Raw genomic sequence first — 20,431 nt, forward strand, 5'->3', positions numbered from 1 at the left:
ACCCCCCCCGCTATCTGATGGGCGTGGGCAAGCCGGTCGATCTGGTCGAGGCCGTCAGCGCCGTGGCGGTCGCCGTGGTCGAGAACGAGGACGCCGAGCTGACGGCGCGCTGGATCTGGCCCGTCGCCTGCGCCGTGGCGTCGGCGCACACCGGGGCGGACGCCGCCGTGGTCGGTCGGATTACCGGCGCGCGGGACAAGACGCCCCGCCCCGTCAGCCAGGCCCGCAAGCTGGCCGTCTATCTGACCATGACCGAGGGCGACGTGAACGCCACGGCCATGGCGGCGGCGTCGGGCCTGAACAAGGAAACGGTGCGCCACCACGTCGCCAGCGTCGAGGACGCGCGCGACGAGGACGGGGCGCTGGACGATCAGTTGGAAACGCTGGCGGCCGATCTGCGCCGCCGGCTGGACGAGGAGTTGAGCCAGTGGTGAGGTCAGCCGACCACGCGCGGGCCGATAGAGTGTTTGCGGGCGCGTTTGTCGGCGCTCCATCGGTGCGCCTGGTTGTGGATGCGCGCCGCCGCCTCGGCCGCCAGGTTCACCGCCGGGGCGAGCCCCGATGGATCGGGCGGGATGTCTCGGTCGTAAAGCGACGAGAGACGGTTGCTTTCAAGAAACGCGGTCGTCGCCGGCTCGATCATTCGAAGCGCCTGTTCCATCTCCATAACGGCGCTGACCAGCTCCCAGTTTTGCAGCTCGTGCAATGGAATAGCCCTAAGCGCAGCAGCGCAGCGCTCTCGGTCAGTTTCCTGTTCTCGCCACTCCTTGCGCAAAACAACCTGACCGGCCCAGCCCAGCTCGGTCAAAACGACGTAGCCTCCTTTGACCAGATGCTCCGCCTTGAATATCAGAGCCGCCAAACCGCTGACCCGATCAGACATCGCCTCGCGGCGGATTTCCTTGCGGTCGCGATGGGAAATCCAGACGGCGATCAGAATGGCGGCGATGCTGCCGACCGCCTGAACCACGGCGGCCGCGACCACAATGGCGTCGCCGATATCGTTGCCGCCGATTTCAACCTTGAGTGTCATGACGACGCCTATAGCACGGGTTTTCCAGTATGACCCTGGAGCGTCGTCCCCTGCCCTACACCTGGGAACGGGTGAAGGAGGAGCTGCAGCTGCGGCTGCTCAGCCTGTTGAAGGACCTGGGGATCAAGGAGAAGCCGGATCACCAAGGAATGGTGCGTCCGTTGAACCCCAACCGCCGCGACAACAAGCCGGGCAGCCTGATCATCTGGACCGAGGGCGAGTTCAAGTCGCGCGGGCGGTTCAAGGATTTCAGCAGCGACGACGGCGGCGACATCTTCGGCCTGATCCAGTTCTGGGCGCGCCCCCGGCCGGCGGGCAAGATGGACGTCTATTGGTGGGCGCTGGAATGGCTGGGCTGGGACAAGGGCAATGTCCGCACCCTGTCGGAGGATGTCGAGGCGCGCGAACGGCGCGAGCGCGAGCAGCGGGCGTTCGAGGCCAAGGAAAAGCAGCGGAAGGATCAGATCAGCCGCGCCCTGTTCGCCCTGTGGTTGGGCCTGCCGCCGATCACGGGGACGCCGGCCGAGCGGTATCTGCGCGAGTTTCGCGGTATTCCTTTGGAGCGGCTGGCGCATCAGCCGGGCGCCCTGCGCTGGGCCGAGCGCGTCGAGTGGATCGACCCGGAGACGGGCGAGGTGTTCGAGTGGAAGCACTGCATGGTCAGCGCCATGACCGCCGGAAAGGCGGTGACGGGTCTGCATCGGACCTTCCTGAAGCCGGACGGCGGGGGCAAGGCCGACCGCAAGAAGGCCAAGACGATGATCGGGGCCGTGTCCGGCGCCGCGATCCGCGTCAGCCCCGGCCCCAGCGGGTTGAGCCCCACGCGGGCCGAGGCCAAGGGGCGGACCGATCCGCTGATCATCACCGAGGGGATCGAGGACGCCCTGACCCTGGCCGTCGCGCGGCCGGACTGCCGCGTGTGGGCGGCGGGGTCGCTGAGCCTGATGGGCCTGCTGGACTGGCCCGCGTGCGCGTCGGCCGTAGTGCTGGCGGCCGACAACGACTGGGACAAGCCCCAGGCGATGGCGGCGTTCGAGAAGGTCGAAGCCTGGTGGCGCGGTCAGGCGCGCGGGCGGCCGGTACATGTCGTGCGCGCGGCGGCCGGGAAGGATTTTAACGATATGGCGCGGGGGGAAGCGGCGTGACTTTCAAACCTTCAGCCTTTCTTCGGCTTTATGCTTGCGCGCTGTCGAGCAGAGGTCAGGCGCTCTCGAACCATGGGATCGTCGTGGGGATGTACAGTTACGCCCCTCGCGACCGCCAAGTCGGCGATGCTGTCCGACCACAGATCAAGTTTGTTGATCGAGGCGATCAAATCAGCCTCGGAAGTTTCGACCGGATCATCCGCAGAAACCGTCATGCGACGAGGCCAGTCGGCGATAAACACATCAACAGTGACAAGCAGATCCGCCCATTTGCTGCCGACCAGCTGATCGCTGGGCAGCGCAGAGACCCTCTTTCCGAGCGCCGCGATCGCCGGGGCACCTGCCATATAGCGAAGGTAGGCCGCATGCTCGCTGCGGTGCTTGTCAAAGCCACGCTTCGCGTCACGAGTGATCCCATACGTCGTTGCCGCAATGTACAACAGGGTTCTGATAGTCTCTCTTTGCCGTGCCGCTGCTTCTCTACGTGGCAGGAGTGCGACCCAAAGCGCGGTAATGACCGCCCCTGCGCTAGCAACTGCCGACCATGCTTCCCAGTCAAACCACTTTGTCAGGTTAGCCGCAGCTACCCACCACCAGACCTCGGGCGTCGTCTCAAACATCGTTCATCTCTTCTCTTGGCCCCCCTCTATGACAACTGACCCGTTTGCTGCAATCGCCGCTCAGTTGCCGACCTTCGAAGAGGAAGATCAGGTCGCGCTGTCGCGCCAGGTGCTGAGTGCGGCGCGGAACGATCCGCCGCGCGGCGCGCCGCTGACCTTCGAGATCCGAAGGGACGAGCCGGAAGCCGTCGAGCCGGGGCGCTGGCGCGATCACCACGCCCAATGGCACCGCCTGCCCCTAGGGTGTCCAGTGACGCCGCTGGGCAAGTTGGCGACGTTGTCGGGCACCACCTATTTCTTCCTGGATACGCTGGGCGAGGTCGCCGTGCTGTCGGAAAACGCCGGCAAGGGGCACATCACCAGCCTGTTCGGCGGACGGCCGCTGTATCTGACCTGGGCGTGGCCCCGGTTCGGCAAGGGCGGGGTTGTGACCGGCTATGCGGCCGAGGATGCGCGCGACGACCTGTTCGCGGCCTGCACCTATTGCGGGACGTTCGAGCTGGAAGACCGGGTGCGCGGTCGCGGCGCCTGGCGCGACGACGACGGGCGGCTGATCTATCACGCCGGGGACGCCATCTGGATCGACGGGCGGTGGAAGCCGCCGGGGTCGCATGGGCGCTACATCTATCCCGGACGGCCCAAGATCGGGCGACCCTCACCCCGGATGGAGGCTGCGGGCGAGGGGTCGCCCGGCGACGTGCTGCTGGCGGGGCTGAGGTCGTGGAACTGGGAACGGCCCGACCTCGATCCCCGCCTGGCGCTGGGCTGGCTGATGACGGCGATGGTGGGTGGGGCGCTGGAGCAGCGGCCGGTGATCTATGTGACCGGGGGCGAAGGCAGCGGTAAGTCCACGCTGCAGAAGCTGTTCCGCCTGCTGATGAACGGGGCGCTGCTGGCGACGTCGAACACGACGCAGGCGGGCATCTATCAGAAGGTCAAACAGGACAGCGTCGCGGTAATGGTCGACGAACTGGAGGCCAAGGAGGACACGCGGACGACGGACAAGATCCTGGAGCTGGCGCGGGTCGCCTATTCCGGGGACAAGATGCAGCGCGGCGGCAAGGACGGCGTGGGCCAGGAGTTCAGCGTCATGTCGTCCTTCCTGTTCAGCAGCATCGCCGTTCCCGCCATCGACGCCCAGGACGCCAGCCGTATGGCGATCCTGATGCTGCGCGAGCGTGTGGCGCGCGACACCGTGCTGGAAGACCTGGGGCTGCGTGACGCGACCAGGGTGCAGGCCATCGGGCGCCAGCTGCTGAAGCGGATGGTGGCCTGGTTCGACCGGCCGGCGGGCGACGACTGGAACGCCCTGCTGGCGCGGTTCAAGGCCGCCCTGATCGCCGTGGGCCATAACGACCGCAGCGCCGACACCTTCGGCGCGCTGGCGGCGGCGTGTCACGCCTCGCTGGAAGACACGATGCCGGACCAGGTGGAGTTGCAGCTGTGGCAGGGGCTGCTGAAGGCCTCGGACCTGGTGGAGACCAGCGGCAAGGAGCGGACGTGGCGCCGCGCCTTCATGCACATGATCGAGGCCCAGCCCGAGCAGTTGCGGACCAACCGGCATCGGTCGGTCGGATCGGTGCTGGCGGCGTGGAAGGCGAACTTCACCCCCGGCTATGTGGGCGACAAGGCGTCGTTCGAGGACGTGATCTATACGCTGAAGAACTTCGGCATGACGATCAGCTGGCCGCGCGACGACTATGGCCAGCCGATGCTGGAGGAGTGGGCGACCGCGCGCCTGTTCATCCCCGCCAAGCATCCGGGGCTGAACATCCTCTACGCCGGGACGCCGTGGGCGGGCCGCATGGGCACGCCCGGACCCTGGACGGGGGTATTGCGGCAGATGCCGCCGCACCTGTGGAAGGCGGGCAAGTGCGACCGGGGGCTGGACGCCAAGGCCAGCGGCATCTTCGTGCAGTTGGCGGACGTGCTGGCCTGGGACGACGCGATGCCGCTGCCGATGGCGGCGTAGCCGCCCCTGAGAGCGCCGCGACAGCGGTGATCGAGGCATGAGAAAGAGGCCCGGTCGCGGCAGCGGCCGGGCCTCGCTGCGTCGCCGACCAGGCGACGCTCTGCGTCTACTTCGTCAGCGTGTAGATGACAGTGTGGTCATGACCAAGCGGGCCATCGACAACCGAAATGACGAAATAGAGCTTGTACTGCACTTGGCCCGGCGTCCAGGTCATATCCATCCGCAGGCTGTCATCTCCTGAAAGCCTGCCGAACTTCAGAGTCGTGGACCCGTCAGCGTTGTCTACAACGGCCGAAGAGCCGGCCGCTGCAGATGCATCGGCAGCAAGCCTCATCGTACCGCCGCCGAGGCTTAGGACAGCCTCGGCAGCCGTTCGCGGCAGCACAAAGCTTCCGGTTTCGACGACGTCCTTTGCGTCGAGCTTCATAACAGGCATTCGCAACTCCCAATCTCAATGTGACGGCGACATAGGGTTGATGAACACGGTTATCAACCTTGCGCTAGCGACCACAGGGAGCGCCTGCGCAGCGCCCGCAGGGCGCGGTGCGCGCAGGCTCCGCATAGGGGGCTGGACCCCGACCCTGACCCGTCTGGATGGCTCTCTATGACGTCCTCGTCCGCCCCCGACCCGAGCCTGATTAGCGAGGATAGGCGCGCAGCCGAGGGTCAGGGGTGACCGGCGACAGGGTTCTACGGTTCTAGGCCGGGTTCTGTCGGAAGCGCCGCGATCTCAAGAACATCATCAAGTCACAGAACCACAGAACCGCAGAACCGGGGCTGTCGCTCACACGCGGAAACAATAGAGGTTCAATCTCGCATACAGGCGAGGATTATAGAGTTCTGTGGTTCTGTGGTTCTGCCCTTGCGAAAGGCGCTGAAATCGTTCGAATATCCATAGAACCCGCCCAAGAACCCGCCAGAACCCAATAAAGAAGGCCCTTAATATGAATATGCCGACGCTGCCGGGCGTCGCACCGGCTCCGAAGCGGCGGCCAGGGCGGCCCAAAGGATCGGGGAACAAGCGGTCGGGCGACCTTCAGCGCTATGTCGAGGCCCAGTTCGCGGGGATGACGCCTGGTCAGCAGTCGGCGCAGATCGGCCTGGTGACGGCGAAGGAGCTGCGCGACGCGAAGGGCGACCTGCTGCTGGCCATGGCGGCGAAGGCGCGGGCGCTGGCGGGGCTGCTGGGCTGCGAGGCCAAGGAGGCCTGGCTGTTGATGCAGCGCGAGCGGGCGGACCTGCTGCCCTATGTCCACCAGAAGCGCGCGCCGAAGGCCGAGGAGACGGACAAGGAGCGGCCCAGCCTGACCTTCGTCGCGATCCCGGTCGAGGGCGTGACGGCGGCCGGCGACGGGGCGACGGCGGGCGAGTGGGACACGCCCCCCGATCTGTTGGAAAATCAAGGACTTGGCGTCATCGAGGGCGAGCAGGTCACACAACCCAAGTCACACGACGACACCTAAGGCATTGATCTTGCTGGATTAGGCGCTGCTGGCGCTTCTGATGTGAAATCAGCGGGCCGCCCCCTCCCCCTGCCTCCCCCCGCCCCCTCGCGACCCCCGGCCCCCAAAATCGGGCGCCGCCGATTTCCCCAGGGGGTGTCTTTCCGGCAGGTCTTGGCCCCTGCGGTTCGTCCGCCCCCCATTCGGGAGCCGCGAAACTGACCCCATCGCACAGGGTCAGGGTTGGGGAACGGCTTGTCCGCCACGGAACAGAGGATAGAGCAGCGGACGTGGGGCTTCGCCGGACCGAAGGCGCGGGCGCACGAGTTCGATCAGGGGCCGGTGTCTATCATTGTCGGGCCGACGGCCGGGGGGAAGACGATTGCGTCGGCCCGGCGGTGTCTGCGCGCTGCTCTCTGGCAACACGCTAGTCCGAGAGACGGCTGGCGTCGAGCCAGAATATTCGTCGTCTGCCCGACCTACCGGATCGCCTGGGACAGCGTGATCCCGTCCTATCTGAAGGTGATGGACCGGCCCTGGGGGAAGTGGAACGGGGCCAAGGGCGATCCGGCCGATCACCTCATCAAGATTGACGAGAAACGCCCCGATGGCCTGTTCGGCCCCGATGGTCGGGGTCCGGTCGAGGTCGATGTGCGGTTTCGCGCCGTGCAGGACATGGACCTGGACGAGTTCTTCCGGGGCAAGGAGTGCACCGCCTTCTGGCTGCCCGAGTTCGACACCCATGCGTCCAGCGCCATCCTGTCCTATTGCACCAACCGCGTGGGGCGCTTCCCCGAACCCGAGGATCGGCCCGAGACGGCGCCGACCATCGCCTATGCCGGCGTCTGGGGCGACGCCAATACGCCGACCATCGGCAGCTGGTTTGAAAAGGAGTTCTACGGCCAGGCGCGGCCGGGCATCACGGTCCACAAGCAGCCGCCGGGCTATGACCCTGACGAGCCGGACGGCTTCCATGTGCTGGCCGAGAACAAGGCCAATCTGAAGAAGATCCGGCCCGACTATTACCGCAACATGGCCTCGACGATGGAAGAGGCCGATGTGCGGCGCCTGCTGCAATGCAAGCTGACCTATGGCCGGCTGGGCGTGCCGGTCCACCCGGCCTTCGACGAAACCAAGCATGTCGGGCCGTCTGACATGGAGCCGGACCCGGAACTGCCTGTGCTGATCGGCGTGGACGTCGATTTCAAGGGCGCGGCGACCTTTGGCCAGCGCAGCCTGTTCGGCCAGTGGTCCGTCTATGCCGAGGTGGTGGCCGAGGACGCGCCGGACGGCGAGATGGATGTGATCGAGTTCGCCGACGCCATCGTGAACACGATGAAGACCGTCTTTCCGCGCTGCAAGAAGGCGCTGCTAATCGTCGATCCGGCCGCGAAGGCGCGGTCGACCCTCAATCGCCAGCTGAGCTGGGCGCAGGAGCTATCAGTGCGGACGAAGATCGCCGTGGTCCCGGCGCCGACGAACGATCCGCTGATCCGCCGAACGGCCCTGGCCCGCCCCTTGAAGCGCCACGGCGGCTGGAACGCGCATCCACGCTGCACCTGGCTGATCAACGCGCTCAACGGCGGCTTTCACTACCCCAAGAAGGGCAACGGCTCGTCGCAGTCGGCGAAGAAGAACGAGTTCAGCTCGGTCGGCGAGAGCGCCGAATATATGGCGATGGGCGGCGAAGGGCTGGAAGACCGGGCGGGGTTGCTGCCGTCCATGTCGCTGCACGGCGCGGGTGCATCGAACGTGGTGGAGGTGGTCTTTGACTGACCCCTGGCCCGCATCCTGGCCCTGGCGGCGGTCGTCCGCCCCCGCGTGTGGCGGGCGCAGGTTGGGAGCATGAGCTTCTTGCGCCGTCAGAAAGTCCGTGAAGCGCCGCGTCCGGTCGATCCGGCCGATGTGCAAAACCGCATCGACCAGGCGCGTCAGAAGCGCCTGCGCAGCGGCGGCCGGGCGTCCACCTTCCTGAGCGATGCGGTCACGGCCGCCGCCACGGCAGGCGCCCCCGCCACCTTGACCGGGGTCGGCTGACATGGCCGAGGTCGCCGCGCCCACTGTCGCCCGGATGCCGTCGATGACGGACCGGGGTCGGCGCATCCGCAACGGCTGGGAAGAGAACCAGGCGCAACGGCGCGTGTTCGAACCCGGCTGGCAGGCGGTCAGCGATTACTTCTACCCGTCCACCGACTTCGCCGTGTCGCCCCTTACGCCGGTGATCCGCCGCAATCGGCGTGTCGTGACCAATGTGCCGCGCCAGAACCTGAAACAGGCGGCGGCCCTGTTCATCGCCTACGCCATCGACACGACGCAGCCGTTCCTGGCGCCCAACGTCAATCGCGGGATGGCCCAGAGCGGTCGGGCGATCTATCGGCGCGACAGCGAAGGCCGCAAGCTGGACCTGTCAGCCGAGAGCCGCGACTATCTGGACGATCTGCGCTGGCAGCTGTTCGACGCGCAGATGCTGCCCCAGTCCGGCATGGTGACGGCGGTGGCCCGGTGCGGCCTGGAGTTCCTGGCCTTCGGCAACTGCGTGCGCTGGATCGGCCGCAAGCGGGGCTTCGGCCCGCGTCACCAGCACATGCCGCTGAAAAGCTGCTGGTGGAGCCAGAACGAAGAGGGCGAGACGGACACGATGTTCCGTCGCTTCACCCTGTCGCTGTGGCGGCTGGTCGAGACGTATCCGAACGCCCTGGACCATCCCAAGATCGCCGAGAAGTATCGGGACACGAAGAAGCACGGCGAGACGATCACCCTGCTGCACGTGGTCGATCCGCGCCGGGGCGGCGTGTCCGGCGCGGTCAACACCAACAAGCCGTTCAGCGACCTGACGCTGCTGCCCGACTACGACATGTTCGAGGTCAAGGAGAGCGGTTACGACAGCTTCCCCTACCAGGTGGCGGGGATGGATGCGCGCGAGGGCACGCCCTACTGCACCGGCCTGGGTTACGACGCCCTGCCCGACGCGATGGCCCTGAACCACTTCTCGGGCGGGATGGAACGGGCCATCGACCTGATCAACGACCCGGTGCTGTTCGCGCCCACGCGCCTGTTCGGCAACCGGCTGGACCGCCGTCCGGGGCAGGTGAACGTCTATGATCCGGTCAACCTGGGCTTCCAGTCGCTGAAGGATGCGATCCAGAAGGCGGACATCGCGGGCGACCCCAGCTGGGCCGAGCGCCGGTGCGAGAAGCTGACGGACAATATCGAACGGGTCTTCTTCGGCCAGTTCACCAACCTGCGCGACGCGGCCAACGTCACGGCCGAGGAGATCCGCGAGCGCCGCGATCTGCGTCAGCGGGCGATCAGCTATCTGGTCCCGACCTTCGACCGCGACCTGTTCGGCAAGGGCGCGGACCGCGAACTGGACGCCCTGCTGGAAGAAGACCTGGTCGCGCCGCCGCCGGCCGAGCTGTCGGGCGTGGACGTGGACTGGGACTATGCCGGTCCGCTGGCCAAGGCGCAGATGCGGACCCAGGTGGACGGCGCCCTGATGCTGTTCAACGCCGCCGCCGCCGCCAAACAGTTCGACGAGAGCGCGGGCGACGTGGTCGCCGTGCACGAGGCCCTGCGCACCATCAACGACAGCCTGGGCAACGCCCCGGCCATGGTGAAGTCGCGCGCCGAAGTCGAAGCCATCCAGCAGCAGCGGGCCGAGGAGAAGGCCCAGCAGCAGCAGGACGAGGCCATGACCGCCGAGGCGACCGCGCTGCGCGACGCCGGCCAGGGCATCGCCTCGATCGAGAACGCCGGCCAGCAACCGCGCATGGCCGCATAGCGCCGAACCAACAGGAGAAACGGCCTTGAGTAAGCCCCCGATGATTGATCTGACCGGCGACCTTTCACGCCTGCGCCAGATCGCCCTAAACCACGCCGTCGAAAAGGTCGGACGTCACCCGCAAGGGAGCATCGTAAGCGCCGAGGTGATCGAATGCGCCGAGGCTTTTCTGCGTTGGCTGACAGAGGAGCGCCGAGATCCGTCGCAAGACGGTGACGGCGCGCGCTACGGCATCCCAGCGTCGAACGATCAAGCCTGCGTCACGCCGTGCGTCGCCTGGTTCACTCATGAGCAGGACGCCGTCCTGTTCGCAGAACGGGAACGGGAAGTTTGGGATCTGGTGACAGGGAAGCGCGTCGCATGATCGACCTCGTCACCAAATCCCCGCCAAAGCCCGAGCCGTCTACGATCCGCCGCCGGGCGATGTCCAGCACAATGATGCAGCCCCTCGGCAAAGGCGCGCTGGCGCTATGGGCTGAAGGTGACGCGGGCGCGCTGGTCATACGATGACCGACGCCCTGCCCGAGGATGCGCCGGAGCTGGAGCCGGCGGTAACTTTCGACAGTCGCCGGCTGATCGCCCTGGTGCGCCGGGGCGACGCGGCGGCCATCGGCGAGGCCTATCGGCTGACGTTCGCCAGCGACATCGGCCGGACGGTGCTGCTGCACATGCTGGCCACCATCGGGGAGATCGGCGCGCCGCGTGCGGCCGAGACGCCCGAGCAATCCAACCACCTGAACGGACGGGGTTTCGCCGTCCTGAAGATCGCCGGCCTAGCCGGCTTCGACCCTGTGGCGATTTCCGCCGCGGGCCTGACGCAGGCGCTTGAGGGCGCCGCACATGAGCATGGATATGGACCCGATTACACCCACGCCCCAACCGTCACCTTCACCGACGCCGACGCCGACGCCGGAGCCGACCCCGACGCCTTCACCGGAGGCGCTGAAGCCTCCGATTTCGCCTAATCCCTCACCGACGCCAAAGGCCGACGACGCGCCGTGGCAGGACAGCCTGCCGGACGATCTGAAGACCCATCCGCTGTTCCGCGGCTACAAGACGCCGGATGAGGCGATGAAGGCGCACCTGAACCTCTACAAGCAGCGCGGCGTGCCCGCCGAGAAGCTGTTGACGATTCCCGACAAGCCGCAGGACCAGGCGCCGGACGACTGGGTGCCGATCCACAAGGCGCTGGGCGTTCCGGACGATCCCAAGGACTACAAGATCGAGCTGGCGCCCGAGGCGGCGGCGGATACGCCCGAGTTGGCCAACATTCTGCGCGAGCTGGGTGGCAAGGCCAAGTTTACGCCCCAGGCGATGGATGCGGTGATCGAGACGCTGAACGACCTGGGCAAGAAGGCCGCCGAAGCCGAGACGGCGCAAAAGGCCGAGGCGCTGAAGACGACCGACGAGACGCTGCGCAAGGAATGGGGCGCGGCCTATGACGGCAACAAGCGCGCCATCGGCAAGCTGATCCGCGACGCCCTGGGCGGTCAGATCGACGATGCGGCGGCCGACGACCTGGCGGCCGATCTGGGATCGAACACGACCCTGTCGCGCGTCCTCGCCCACGCTGTCGGCAAGATGGCCGAGCCGGAGGCGCCCGAGGGCGGCGGACGGGAAACCGGCGCACCCAAGGCGATGACGCCGGCGGCGGCGACGGCGGCGATCAGCGCGCTGTATGGCGACAAGGAGAAGATGGCGGCGCTGAACGACAAGAACCACCCGCAACACGTCGCGGTGTTCAAGGAACGTCAGCAGTTGCTGGCCTGGCAGAACGCCAGCGGTCAGAGGCCCGACAAACCCGCTTGACGGGTGGAGCAAATCACGACAGTCAGTGGCGTAACGGCTCTGGTAGCACCGAAGTTAAAACCCTTTCGGGGGTCTTAGACGCTCCACTCTTTCCTCCCCGGAGACCGCAAAAGCGCCGGACCCGAGGGAAGCGCCCCAGGTTCGACTGGGCAGGCGGGCGTCACCGCCAGGCACGCACGGCCATCCGGCCGAGACTGCAGCCGATCAAACCCAACACTTGATCGAATGCAGGAGGGCGTGCGCCCATGGACTATTCCCAAATCACCCAGGCCGACGTTGACGGGTTCCGCGCGAACCTCAACATGGTCCCGCAGCAGACCGAAAGCGTCTATCTGCCCCACATCGACGCCGACCTCGCCTATTCGGAGATCGGCAAGATGTTCAACGTCGACAGCATCGGCCAGTCCGATCCCAAGGACGTGGACACGGTTGTGCCCGACAGCCCCGAGGGCCTGCTGGAAATGACGCGCCGCGTCGGCTTCCTGAAGGGCTTCCACGACGGCAAGTTCATCGAAAGCATCCAGAAGGTTCACCAGCTTCAGGATCCGACGGACAAGGTCATGGCGTCCATGCGCGCCGGCAAGATGCGCAAGCTGGATGCTCGCGTTCGCGACAGCTTCTTCGCCCCGGCCCGTATCGGCGAGAACGGTGAGAACGTGCTGGTCTTCCCGACCGGCCGGATCGTTGATGTGGCCAGCCGCAAGTTCATCCACGCTCTGGAAAAAGATGCGGTGCCGGCCTCCGGCGCGCTGCCTTTGACCTTGGGTAAGATCAGAACTGCCGCCAGCATTATCCGCAAGACGAAAATCCTGCAGCTTCTTCAAGGCGGCAAGATCAAGCTTGCGTTGCGCGAGGACGACGTTTCCCAGCTGTTGACCACGGTTCCTGCGACCAGCGCGGACTATCAGACGGTGAAGCGGATCGAAAACGGCGAGCTGACCCATGCCTGGGGCGTCGATTTCGTGATGGACGAGGACGTGCCGTTCAAAGACGGAACGACGGACGTGCGCATCCTGCCGATGTGGGTGGACAAGGCCATCATGCTGAAGGCGCGTGAAATCCACACCGCCACCATCACGCCGCGCGGCGACAAGTCTATGCGTCCCTACGCCTACTATGAGACCGAAGCGGGCGCGGCCCGTGGCTGGGACGAAGCCGTGGCTGGGATCGAGGTCAAGGACATCGCCGCCTAAGCCAACCGGGCCGGTCCTGACGGATCGGCCCCTTCCCTCTTTTCCTCGCCCCAGCGGGCGATGCGGACCCCGGAAGGGCCGTAAGATGACAAGGAACGACACCCATGGCCCGTTTCATCGGCGCTATCCTCGGAGCCGCCCACGCCGCGAACAGCGGAGCGGCCGGCAGCCTGACCGACCCGTTTTTCTGCAACGGCCGCGTCGCCCGCATGCTGCGCGACTACTTCACCGGCGACGTGGCCCAGAACGACATCCTGTCGCTGGGCTATGTGGATTGGACCACGCGGTTCGATCCGACCCTGTCGGTGATCGAGTTCACCGACTTCGGGACCGCCATCACCCTGGACATCGGCGTCGCCTATATCGTCAACCAGAACGCGGCCGGCGCAGCGGCCTGCCTGTTGTCGGGGCAGGACATCGCGACCGCCGCCGGTTCGGCCAGCCCCCTGAAGTCGGTCGCCATCGCCGACCGTCACAAGCCGCTGTGGCAACTGGCCGGATACGCCAGCGCCCAGGCCGCCCGCGCCGCGACCGTCAAGGACGGCGGCCGCGCCGAGGTCATCGCGACCTTCAAGGGCGGCAATCCCGACGCCGGGACCCTGTCCTGGTCGTTCTACGGTTCCCCGCAGTAACGGGGTCGCCGCCGCGCCCGCGCTGCTCAACAACGGCGCGGCGGTGAAACGGGAGGCCGGGGCGTGATTGCGCCTCGGCCTCTCTGCTTTTCGAGGAAGAGTTGTCGCCATGTCCGTCGCCGCCACCGCCATCGTCAATCAGGCCTTCGCCCAGCTGGGCGAAGACGCGGTTCCGTCCGTCGAGATGGACCCCGCGCCCAGCCGGTTGATCAAGATCCTGCCGCATCTGGCCCCCGCCATCGACGCCGTGCTGGTCAAATATGGCTGGCTGTGCGCCCTGGAATACGCGACCCTGGCCCCCGCGCCGCTGGTCCCCGCGAACTGGAAGTTCGGCTGCAACTATCTGATGCCCGCCGGCGGGCTTGCCTTCTGGGAGGTCGAGCGGGCCGGCGGCTGGGAACGCGGCGTGTGGGAACAGCCCGGCGGCGCCACCGTGCCGATCCTGAGGGCGCGCGAGGGCGGCCCGCTGAACGTCAGCTATGTGAAGCGGCGCGCCGCCGACGCCCTGGACGCCAATGTGCGCGACGCCGTGGTTTTCGAGCTGGCGGCGCGGGCGTGCAGCCCCATCAAGGGCGACGAAAGGCTGGCGCTGAAGCTGCGCGACCTGGCGGATAAGGCCGTGCTGGCGGCGATGGGCACCGACGGCCGGGACGCCAAGGGCGACCTGCCGATGATCCATGACCGGGTCGGCGCGCTGAGGGCCAGCGCGCAATAGGCCGGGCTTCGTCCGCCCCCCATTGCAGCGGGGCGAAAAGACGACATGCGGCAGGTCCATTTCCAGAATGCGTTCAACGTCGGCGAACTGAGCGAGGACGCCTGGTCGCGGTCCGACCTGGTGCAGCATTCCAAGGGGTGCGCCCTGGGCTGGAACATGATCGCCCAGGTGACGGGGCCGACGCGCCGCCGGCCGGGCACCTGGTTCTGCGGGCTGACGCGGTATCAAGACGGTCGCAGCCGCCTGGTGCCGTTCCGCCGCACGGGGAGCGAGGCGCTGGTGCTGGAGTTCGCCCACCAAACCGCGCGCGTCTGGACGGCGGACGGCGCGCCGCTGATGAACAATGGCGTGCAGGTCGAGTTTCCCCACGTCTGGAGCGACCCGGACCTGGACGGGATGCGATGGCGCCAGTCGGGCGACGTCATCTATTTCACCCATCGCGACAATCTGAGCCCGCGCGTCCTGCGGCGCGAGGGCGACGACTTCACCTGGACGTTCGCGCCGCTGGGCATGGAGAACGGGCCGTTCCGGGGGGAAAACGGCGACCCCGGCCGGACCATGGCGTTGAACGGCGGGCAGCTGACCGCCAGCCACGCCATCTTCCAGCCGGGCCATGTGGGCAGTCTGTGGCGTCTGCGGAGCGGCGACGGCAATCCGGGCGTGCTGAGTTGGGAGCCCGGCGAAGAGAATGTGCCCGGCGGGGCGCGAAGGCTGTCGAACGGACGGGTCTATAGCCGCGCCGGATCGGCGGACGACACCGGAAACACCCCGCCCCTGCACGAAAGCGGCACGGTGTCGGACGGCAAGGTGGACTGGCAATATGTTCACGACGGCGCGGCCGTGGTTCGCGTGATCGCCTACACCAGTCCCGTCGCCGTGACGGTCGCGGCGCTGACCGGGGTTCCCGAAGGTTTGGCCGGGGGCACGGCCTATTGGAGCGAAGGGGCCTATTCCGACGTGCGCGGCTGGCCCAGCGCCAATCCGGCGATCCGCGAGGAGCGGATGGTGTTCGCCGGCGGCCGGGCCGAGCCGGACGCGCTGAACCTGACGCGGACGGCCGGCTTCAATCCCTACACGCTGGACTTCAAGCCGGGGCTAGGCACGGGCCGGGTCGTGGACGACGACGCCGTGCGGCGTTTCGTCGGCGGCGACCGCGACCGGGTGGTGTGGATGGAAGGGTCGACCTTCCTGATGGCGGGCACGACGGCGGGCGAGTTCCTGATTTCGGGCGCCACCCTGGACGATCCGATCAGCCCCAGCGGCTGCGTGGCGCGCCCGCTGAACGATTTCGGATCGGCCGACGTGATGCCGGCCCTGGCGTTCGGCGGCCTGCTGTTCGTGGCGGCCGGCGGCGAGACGTTGCGCCGCGTCAACATCCTGCCGGACCAGAGCGACGATCAGCGCGACCTGAGCGTGGTCGCCGGCCACATCGCGAGCCGAGGCCTGAAGGAGCTGACGTGGGTCAAGCAGCCGCTGAACCTGTTGTGGGTGCGGCTGGCGGACGGCGGACAGGCCAGTTTCACCTATCACGACGAACAGAAGGTCGAGGGCTGGAACCGCCACGGCCTGGCGGCGCGCGGCCTGCCGACCCAGGACGCGCCGCTGGGGGGCGGTCTGAGACTGGAAAGCAGCTGTGTCGTTCCCGGCCCCAACGGCCGCCCGCGCCTGTTCATGATCGCCAGCCGGGTGAAGAATGGCGCGACACAGCGCATGATCCTGCGGCTGGCGGACGAAGCGGACCGGCTGTTCCTGGATATGGCCGAAGCCTATGTCGGACCGGCGGTGAACGGCGTCGCGGGGCTGGATCACCTGAGCGGCGAGGCGGTCACGATGATGGCGGCGACCGAAGCGAACGCATCCGTCGCGCCGGGGCGCGGCTGGGGCGAGTATCGCGACCGCCCCGTTGCAGGCGGCGCCGTGGCCCTGCCCGAGGATGTGACGGCGACGCGGATCTACGCCGGGGCGCCCTATCGCAGCCGATGGGAGGGCCTGCCGCCGGACATCGGCGGACCGGGCGGCACGGCCGGGCGCAAGGTCGACTACAAGAAGGCGGCCATCGTGGTGAAGACGGCCCTGGCGTGGGCCGGCACGACGGGGGACGAGGGCGACACCGAACGCGACCGGCTGTTGAGCCGCGAGCCGGGGGACGTGGCGGGTCCGGTCGAGCGACGCCAGACGTGGCGGCCGGTCCTGCTGGGCGGATCGGGTTATGAGCGGCGCTATTTCATCGAAACGGACAGCGGGTTCGACCTGGTGATCTATTCCGTTCGCGCGGACGCCGAGGCGAACGGATGAGGTTGCGCGTCTATTCGCCCTCGGACCCGTCGCGCATCGTGGCGCGAGCCGATTTCGCCGCCGAGCATGAGGCGGCGGGCCGTCCGCTGTTCGGACCGGAGCCGGTGGCGGGCGTGGCGTGGACCCTGACGGAAACCCCCGCCATCTGGTCCCTGCCCCTGGCCTGCGGCGGTCTGGAGCCGCAAGGCCATGGCCGATGGGCGGGCTGGCTGTATTCGGCGGACCTGAGCCCGCGCGGGTGGGCCATGGTGCGCCGGGCCTTTCGCGCAATGATCGCAGAGACCGGCGCGCGCCGGGTCGAGTTGAACGTGCGGACCCCGGCCGGGACGGCGGACTGGCCCCTGGCGCTGGCGGCGTGCGCCTTCGCCGTCAAACTGGGGCTGAGCCGCGAGGGCTTGATGCGCGGCTGGGGGCCGGACGGCCGGGACTATTGGCTTTATGCGGGGATATTCTGATGGTGGCGCCTGTTCTGCTGGCGGCCGGCGTGAGCAGCGTCGGGAAGTTGTTCGGCGGGTTCGGCGCAAAACGCGCGGGCCAGGCGCGCGCCCGGATGCTGACGAACCAGGCGCGCAATGTGCGCCAGGAAGCCGGGATCAAGGCGTCGCTGGCGCTGGAAGACAGCGACCGCACCGGGGCACGGGCGGCGACCCTGGCGGCGGCGTCCGGCGGCGGGGGGCTTCAAGGGTCCGCGCTGGATGTGATCGGCGATCTGGCGCGCCAGGGCGTGTATCGTGCGCGTCAGGTCGTGCGCGACGGGCTGGCCGAAAGCGCGGGCCTGCTGAACGACGCCACGACGACGAAGCGGCAGGGTAGTCTGGACCTGTTCAGCAGCATGATCGACGCCACGTCCACCTTCCTGGGCGGGGTCGGACAGGAGGCGAACGCCCGGCGCGGCGCGGACCAGGCCGTGCCTGGCTGGATGAGCAGGATCGGGTTCTGAGATGGCGAAACTTCCCCAGGCCCTGGACATGGCCGCGCCGAACGCGCGGCTGGGCGGCGGCGCGGTGCTGGATTTCAGCAGCCTGGACAATGCGCTTCAGGGCGCGGCGCGCCAGGTCGAGCGGGTGGACGAGAGCCGCAGACGCGCGGACGACGAGGTGGCGGGACGGGTGATCGAGGAGGTCCGTCAGTCCTACATGCCCGCCGCCAGCGAGCGGGCCTATGGCTATGACGGGCGGGCGCCAGGGTTCGCGGAGACGGAGCTGAAGGCGTTCGACGATCATTTCGCCATCCTGGACCAGGCCGAGATGTCGGACGGGGTGCGGCTGTCGGTCGGGCGCCAACTGCGCGACCTGCGCACCCGCACGGCGGCCCAGGCCATCGCCAACGAGGCCGAGACGCGCGGGCGACGGTCAGCCGCTGACCGGGATGCGGCGGAACAGGCCGATGCGGTCCGCGCCCTGATGGGCGTGCAGCAGGCGTTCGACACGGCCGAGGACGAGCGCCGCCAGACCTGGGACGGGCTGACGCCCATCGCCGACATCACCCGAACGTCCTGGCGCGAATTCGGGGAAAAGGCGCTGGCCGACCTGCCCGCCCCTGTCGCTGACCGGCTGCGGCCCATGCTGCTGTCGCAGGAGGCCAGCCTCTTCGCGCGGTCGATGGCGGCCGAGGACCAAAGCCGGGACGCGCGCACCCTGACTACGGTCGGAGAAGGTCTGAACGGCTTCGTGAACCGCGCGACGCGCGATCCGTCGCTGATGAGCCGGTTCGACGCCGAGATCCAGCCGATCCTGGACGCCGCGCCCGCCGCGCTTCGCCCCAAGCTGAAGGAGGAGACGTGGCAGGCGGCGCAGGCGGCGGCGCTGAACGCGCGGATCGAGCGGGGCGAGTTCGACGCAGTGGACGCCGAGCTGAAGGCCGGGCGATACGACCGGCTGGACGCCCGGTCTGTCGAACGGCTGAGAAGCGGGGTCGAGAGCGCCAAACAGCAGGGGGTGGTGGTGGATGCGATGCGGTCCGCCAACCTGGAAGCCGGGATCGCGGCGGACCTGCGCGACATCCTGTCGGGCAAGCCGGCCAATGCAGCGCTGATCGCCGAGGCGCGGTTGATCGGCGGGGAGCCGCTGGCGACCAAGGTGCGGCTGGACCAGCAGGCGGCGTTGAACGTGCGACCCCTGATCGGGCGGTTGCGGACGATGACGCCGCAGCAGGCGGACGCCGAGTTGGAACGGATGACGGCGGCGGCCGGGACGGCCGAGGGCGCGCGCACGCTGGAGCTGGCGCGGGAGATGATCCAGCAGGATCGGGGCGCGCGGGCCGATCCGGCGGCCTGGTCGGCGACATCGTTCGGGCCGGGCGACGCCATCGCCGCCGAGGTGCAGCGACGGCTGCGGGCCTATGGCGACGATCCCACGCCGACGACGGCGCGCGGCTACGCCCTGGCGCAGATGGAGGCGCAGCGGCGCGGAGGCGTGCCCGAGGCGTCGCGGCGCGTGCTGAGCCGAAGCCAGGCCGAGGCCTGGATATCTGCGGTCGATGCGGACGGCCAGCCGCAGGCGAGTCTGCAATCCCTGGCCGCGCGCATCGAGATGTTCGGGGCGGATTTCCGGCCGCGCCTGATGCGCGAGCTGACCCTGGCGGGGCTGAAGCCCGCCGACCTGGGGGCGCTGAGCTTTTACGCCGCATCGCCCGCGCGGATGCAGGCTTATGCCGCCGCGCGGGGACAGAAGCTGAACGACCTGGTGCCGGAGAAGACGGAACGGGAGCAGATCGACCGGGAGCTGGGGCGGCAGTTGCAGTCGTTCACCACCATCCTGGCCACGCCCGAGGGGGCGGCGGCGGCCCTGGAAGCCGCCAAGCTGACGGCCTACGCCGCCGTCAAACGCGGGGACAGCGTGCGGGACGCCGTGCGCAGCGCCACCGCGCCGATGAACGACGGCTGGGCCTATCAGGAGACCTGGGCCATTCCGGCCAGCGCGCAGCTGAATGCAGGCCGCGCGCGGCTGGCGGCGGGCCGCCGCGTGGAGGCCCTGTTGCGGCGGAACGGCGAGGGTCTGTGGGCGCCGCCCAGCACCGTGCAGACGCCCGCGCAAAGCCGACGGGTTTACGCCGATACGGTCCGCAATCGCGCGGAATGGCGGAACCTGGAGGATCGCAGCGGGATCGAACTGGTGACGCCCAGCGCCAACGGGGCGGCGTGGCTGCGGGTCAAGGACGCCGCCGGGCGGGATGTGGTGATGCGCTGGTCGGACCTGGACCGGGACGGCACGGTCGTTTCCGGCGCGCGGCGCTAGTTCCGCTGTCCAGGGGCGGTTCGTCCGCCCCCCATTCGGGCGGTCGCATCCTGGGGTCATGAGCGATCCCTACAGGCAGAATACGGCCAGCGCGACCGATGCGGACCTGACGGCCCTGGTCGAACAGGGGCCGGTATCCCATGCGTTGGGGCGGCGGTTGGTGTTCGACGAGGCGCAGGTCACAGACCGCATCGGCGGCTTCATCGTCAGCGACGACCGCCGCGCCCGCGACGACCAGCGCGCGCGGGTTTTCGGGCAGGACTACGCCAATGCGCTGTCGCCCGACGCCGCCAACGCGACCTATGGGGTCGAAGGCTATCTGACGTTCGACAGGCCGGTGAACGCCGCGCGCGCGGCCGAGATGCACCGGCAGGCCGAGCTGCGGCGGTTTCGCGAGCAGACGGCCGCGCGCGCCGATCTGAGCGGCCTGGAGACCATCGGGGCCAGCATCGTGGGCGCCGCGACCGATCCGGTGATGCTGCCGACCTGGTTCATCGGCGGCGGGGCCTCGGCGCTGCGGGCCATGCGGGTGGCGCCGTCGGCTGCCCCTTCGTGATG

General features: G+C 68.2%; 21 protein-coding genes. 18 read left to right on the forward strand and 3 right to left on the reverse strand.

Annotated features, from left to right (window positions below; translation table 11 throughout):
* The coding region (locus RTU05_RS10920; protein ID WP_312598202.1) for a hypothetical protein at nt 1–434 on the forward strand (434 nt) is incomplete at its 5' end.
* Nucleotides 435–436: 2 nt separating this feature from the next.
* Here RTU05_RS10920 and RTU05_RS10925 read toward each other — a convergent pair.
* Nucleotides 437–1,033 carry a hypothetical protein gene (locus RTU05_RS10925; protein ID WP_312598204.1) on the reverse strand — a complete coding sequence of 199 codons (597 nt, stop codon included), beginning with the start codon at nt 1,031–1,033 and terminating at the stop codon, nt 437–439.
* A 29-nt stretch (nt 1,034–1,062) separates the two neighbouring features.
* Here RTU05_RS10925 and RTU05_RS10930 point away from each other — a divergent pair, with 29 nt between their 5' ends.
* Complete coding sequence (locus RTU05_RS10930; protein WP_312598207.1) at nt 1,063–2,178, forward strand: toprim domain-containing protein; 1,116 nt, start codon at nt 1,063–1,065, stop codon at nt 2,176–2,178.
* A gap of 11 nt (nt 2,179–2,189) precedes the next feature.
* Here RTU05_RS10930 and RTU05_RS10935 read toward each other — a convergent pair whose 3' ends face one another.
* The gene (locus tag RTU05_RS10935) at nt 2,190–2,798 is read right to left on the reverse strand and encodes a hypothetical protein (protein ID WP_312598209.1); all 609 of its coding nucleotides are present in this window, start codon (nt 2,796–2,798) and stop codon (nt 2,190–2,192) included.
* A 64-nt stretch (nt 2,799–2,862) separates the two neighbouring features.
* Between RTU05_RS10935 and RTU05_RS10940 the strand changes: the two genes are divergently transcribed.
* A complete protein-coding gene (locus tag RTU05_RS10940; RefSeq protein ID WP_312598210.1) occupies nt 2,863–4,770 on the forward strand; it encodes a hypothetical protein in 1,908 nt (635 codons plus the stop codon).
* Between the two features lie 106 nt (nt 4,771–4,876).
* Here the strand turns inward: RTU05_RS10940 and RTU05_RS10945 are convergent, their stop codons facing one another.
* On the reverse strand, nt 4,877–5,206 hold the full coding sequence (locus tag RTU05_RS10945; protein ID WP_312598212.1) for a hypothetical protein: 330 nt from the start codon (nt 5,204–5,206) through the stop codon (nt 4,877–4,879).
* A gap of 508 nt (nt 5,207–5,714) precedes the next feature.
* On the opposite strand from RTU05_RS10945, the gene RTU05_RS10950 reads away from it, so the two are divergent.
* The 15 genes from RTU05_RS10950 to RTU05_RS11020 all read left to right on the forward strand — a co-directional run bounded on the left by RTU05_RS10950 (nt 5,715) and on the right by RTU05_RS11020 (nt 20,429).
* Entirely contained in the window at nt 5,715–6,233 is a 519-nt protein-coding gene (locus RTU05_RS10950; protein WP_312598214.1) for a hypothetical protein, read from the forward strand.
* A gap of 480 nt (nt 6,234–6,713) precedes the next feature.
* Nucleotides 6,714–7,988 carry a hypothetical protein gene (locus tag RTU05_RS10955; protein ID WP_312598215.1) on the forward strand — a complete coding sequence of 425 codons (1,275 nt, stop codon included), beginning with the start codon at nt 6,714–6,716 and terminating at the stop codon, nt 7,986–7,988.
* Nucleotides 7,989–8,057: 69 nt separating this feature from the next.
* A complete protein-coding gene (locus tag RTU05_RS10960; RefSeq protein WP_312598217.1) occupies nt 8,058–8,249 on the forward strand; it encodes a hypothetical protein in 192 nt (63 codons plus the stop codon).
* Nucleotide 8,250: 1 nt separating this feature from the next.
* The gene (locus RTU05_RS10965; RefSeq protein ID WP_312598219.1) at nt 8,251–9,993 is read left to right on the forward strand and encodes a portal protein; all 1,743 of its coding nucleotides are present in this window, start codon (nt 8,251–8,253) and stop codon (nt 9,991–9,993) included.
* A gap of 40 nt (nt 9,994–10,033) precedes the next feature.
* A complete protein-coding gene (locus tag RTU05_RS10970; protein ID WP_312598221.1) occupies nt 10,034–10,357 on the forward strand; it encodes a hypothetical protein in 324 nt (107 codons plus the stop codon).
* A complete protein-coding gene (locus RTU05_RS10975) occupies nt 10,354–10,503 on the forward strand; it encodes a hypothetical protein (RefSeq protein WP_312598223.1) in 150 nt (49 codons plus the stop codon). The genes RTU05_RS10970 and RTU05_RS10975 overlap by 4 nt, the downstream gene beginning before the upstream one ends.
* 330 nt (nt 10,504–10,833) lie before the next feature.
* Complete coding sequence (locus RTU05_RS10980) at nt 10,834–11,802, forward strand: hypothetical protein (RefSeq protein ID WP_312598225.1); 969 nt, start codon at nt 10,834–10,836, stop codon at nt 11,800–11,802.
* A 245-nt stretch (nt 11,803–12,047) separates the two neighbouring features.
* Nucleotides 12,048–12,995: a phage capsid protein gene (locus RTU05_RS10985; protein ID WP_312598227.1), complete on the forward strand. Its 948-nt coding sequence runs from the start codon at nt 12,048–12,050 to the stop codon at nt 12,993–12,995.
* Nucleotides 12,996–13,099: 104 nt separating this feature from the next.
* Nucleotides 13,100–13,627: a hypothetical protein gene (locus tag RTU05_RS10990; protein ID WP_312598230.1), complete on the forward strand. Its 528-nt coding sequence runs from the start codon at nt 13,100–13,102 to the stop codon at nt 13,625–13,627.
* A gap of 109 nt (nt 13,628–13,736) precedes the next feature.
* Nucleotides 13,737–14,342, forward strand: a complete 606-nt coding sequence (locus tag RTU05_RS10995) for a hypothetical protein (RefSeq protein WP_312598233.1) — start codon at nt 13,737–13,739, stop codon at nt 14,340–14,342.
* Nucleotides 14,343–14,387: 45 nt separating this feature from the next.
* Nucleotides 14,388–16,637 (forward strand): hypothetical protein, encoded by a 2,250-nt coding sequence (locus RTU05_RS11000; RefSeq protein WP_312598235.1) that lies wholly within the window; start codon nt 14,388–14,390, stop codon nt 16,635–16,637.
* Nucleotides 16,634–17,092: a hypothetical protein gene (locus RTU05_RS11005; protein WP_312598237.1), complete on the forward strand. Its 459-nt coding sequence runs from the start codon at nt 16,634–16,636 to the stop codon at nt 17,090–17,092. The genes RTU05_RS11000 and RTU05_RS11005 overlap by 4 nt, the downstream gene beginning before the upstream one ends.
* Entirely contained in the window at nt 17,092–17,577 is a 486-nt protein-coding gene (locus RTU05_RS11010) for a hypothetical protein (protein WP_312598238.1), read from the forward strand. The genes RTU05_RS11005 and RTU05_RS11010 overlap by 1 nt, the downstream gene beginning before the upstream one ends.
* Before the next feature lies 1 nt (nt 17,578).
* Complete coding sequence (locus RTU05_RS11015) at nt 17,579–19,873, forward strand: hypothetical protein (protein WP_312598241.1); 2,295 nt, start codon at nt 17,579–17,581, stop codon at nt 19,871–19,873.
* 58 nt (nt 19,874–19,931) lie between these two features.
* Nucleotides 19,932–20,429, forward strand: coding sequence for a hypothetical protein (locus tag RTU05_RS11020; protein WP_312598243.1), 498 nt, complete (start codon nt 19,932–19,934; stop codon nt 20,427–20,429).
* Nucleotides 20,430–20,431 lie beyond the last annotated feature (2 nt).

This window comes from Brevundimonas sp. (assembly GCF_032017145.1).
GTDB lineage: Bacteria > Pseudomonadota > Alphaproteobacteria > Caulobacterales > Caulobacteraceae > Brevundimonas.

Coding starts and splice junctions, on each gene's coding strand:
- RTU05_RS10925 (WP_312598204.1), bottom strand. CDS start 1,033: ATGACACTCAAGGTTGAAATCGGCGGCAACGATATCGGCGACGCCATT.
- RTU05_RS10930 (WP_312598207.1), top strand. CDS start 1,063: ATGACCCTGGAGCGTCGTCCCCTGCCCTACACCTGGGAACGGGTGAAG.
- RTU05_RS10935 (WP_312598209.1), bottom strand. CDS start 2,798: ATGTTTGAGACGACGCCCGAGGTCTGGTGGTGGGTAGCTGCGGCTAAC.
- RTU05_RS10945 (WP_312598212.1), bottom strand. CDS start 5,206: ATGCCTGTTATGAAGCTCGACGCAAAGGACGTCGTCGAAACCGGAAGC.
- RTU05_RS10950 (WP_312598214.1), top strand. CDS start 5,715: ATGAATATGCCGACGCTGCCGGGCGTCGCACCGGCTCCGAAGCGGCGG.
- RTU05_RS10960 (WP_312598217.1), top strand. CDS start 8,058: ATGAGCTTCTTGCGCCGTCAGAAAGTCCGTGAAGCGCCGCGTCCGGTC.
- RTU05_RS10965 (WP_312598219.1), top strand. CDS start 8,251: ATGGCCGAGGTCGCCGCGCCCACTGTCGCCCGGATGCCGTCGATGACG.
- RTU05_RS10970 (WP_312598221.1), top strand. CDS start 10,034: ATGATTGATCTGACCGGCGACCTTTCACGCCTGCGCCAGATCGCCCTA.
- RTU05_RS10975 (WP_312598223.1), top strand. CDS start 10,354: ATGATCGACCTCGTCACCAAATCCCCGCCAAAGCCCGAGCCGTCTACG.
- RTU05_RS10980 (WP_312598225.1), top strand. CDS start 10,834: ATGAGCATGGATATGGACCCGATTACACCCACGCCCCAACCGTCACCT.
- RTU05_RS10985 (WP_312598227.1), top strand. CDS start 12,048: ATGGACTATTCCCAAATCACCCAGGCCGACGTTGACGGGTTCCGCGCG.
- RTU05_RS10990 (WP_312598230.1), top strand. CDS start 13,100: ATGGCCCGTTTCATCGGCGCTATCCTCGGAGCCGCCCACGCCGCGAAC.
- RTU05_RS10995 (WP_312598233.1), top strand. CDS start 13,737: ATGTCCGTCGCCGCCACCGCCATCGTCAATCAGGCCTTCGCCCAGCTG.
- RTU05_RS11000 (WP_312598235.1), top strand. CDS start 14,388: ATGCGGCAGGTCCATTTCCAGAATGCGTTCAACGTCGGCGAACTGAGC.
- RTU05_RS11005 (WP_312598237.1), top strand. CDS start 16,634: ATGAGGTTGCGCGTCTATTCGCCCTCGGACCCGTCGCGCATCGTGGCG.
- RTU05_RS11010 (WP_312598238.1), top strand. CDS start 17,092: ATGGTGGCGCCTGTTCTGCTGGCGGCCGGCGTGAGCAGCGTCGGGAAG.
- RTU05_RS11015 (WP_312598241.1), top strand. CDS start 17,579: ATGGCGAAACTTCCCCAGGCCCTGGACATGGCCGCGCCGAACGCGCGG.
- RTU05_RS11020 (WP_312598243.1), top strand. CDS start 19,932: ATGAGCGATCCCTACAGGCAGAATACGGCCAGCGCGACCGATGCGGAC.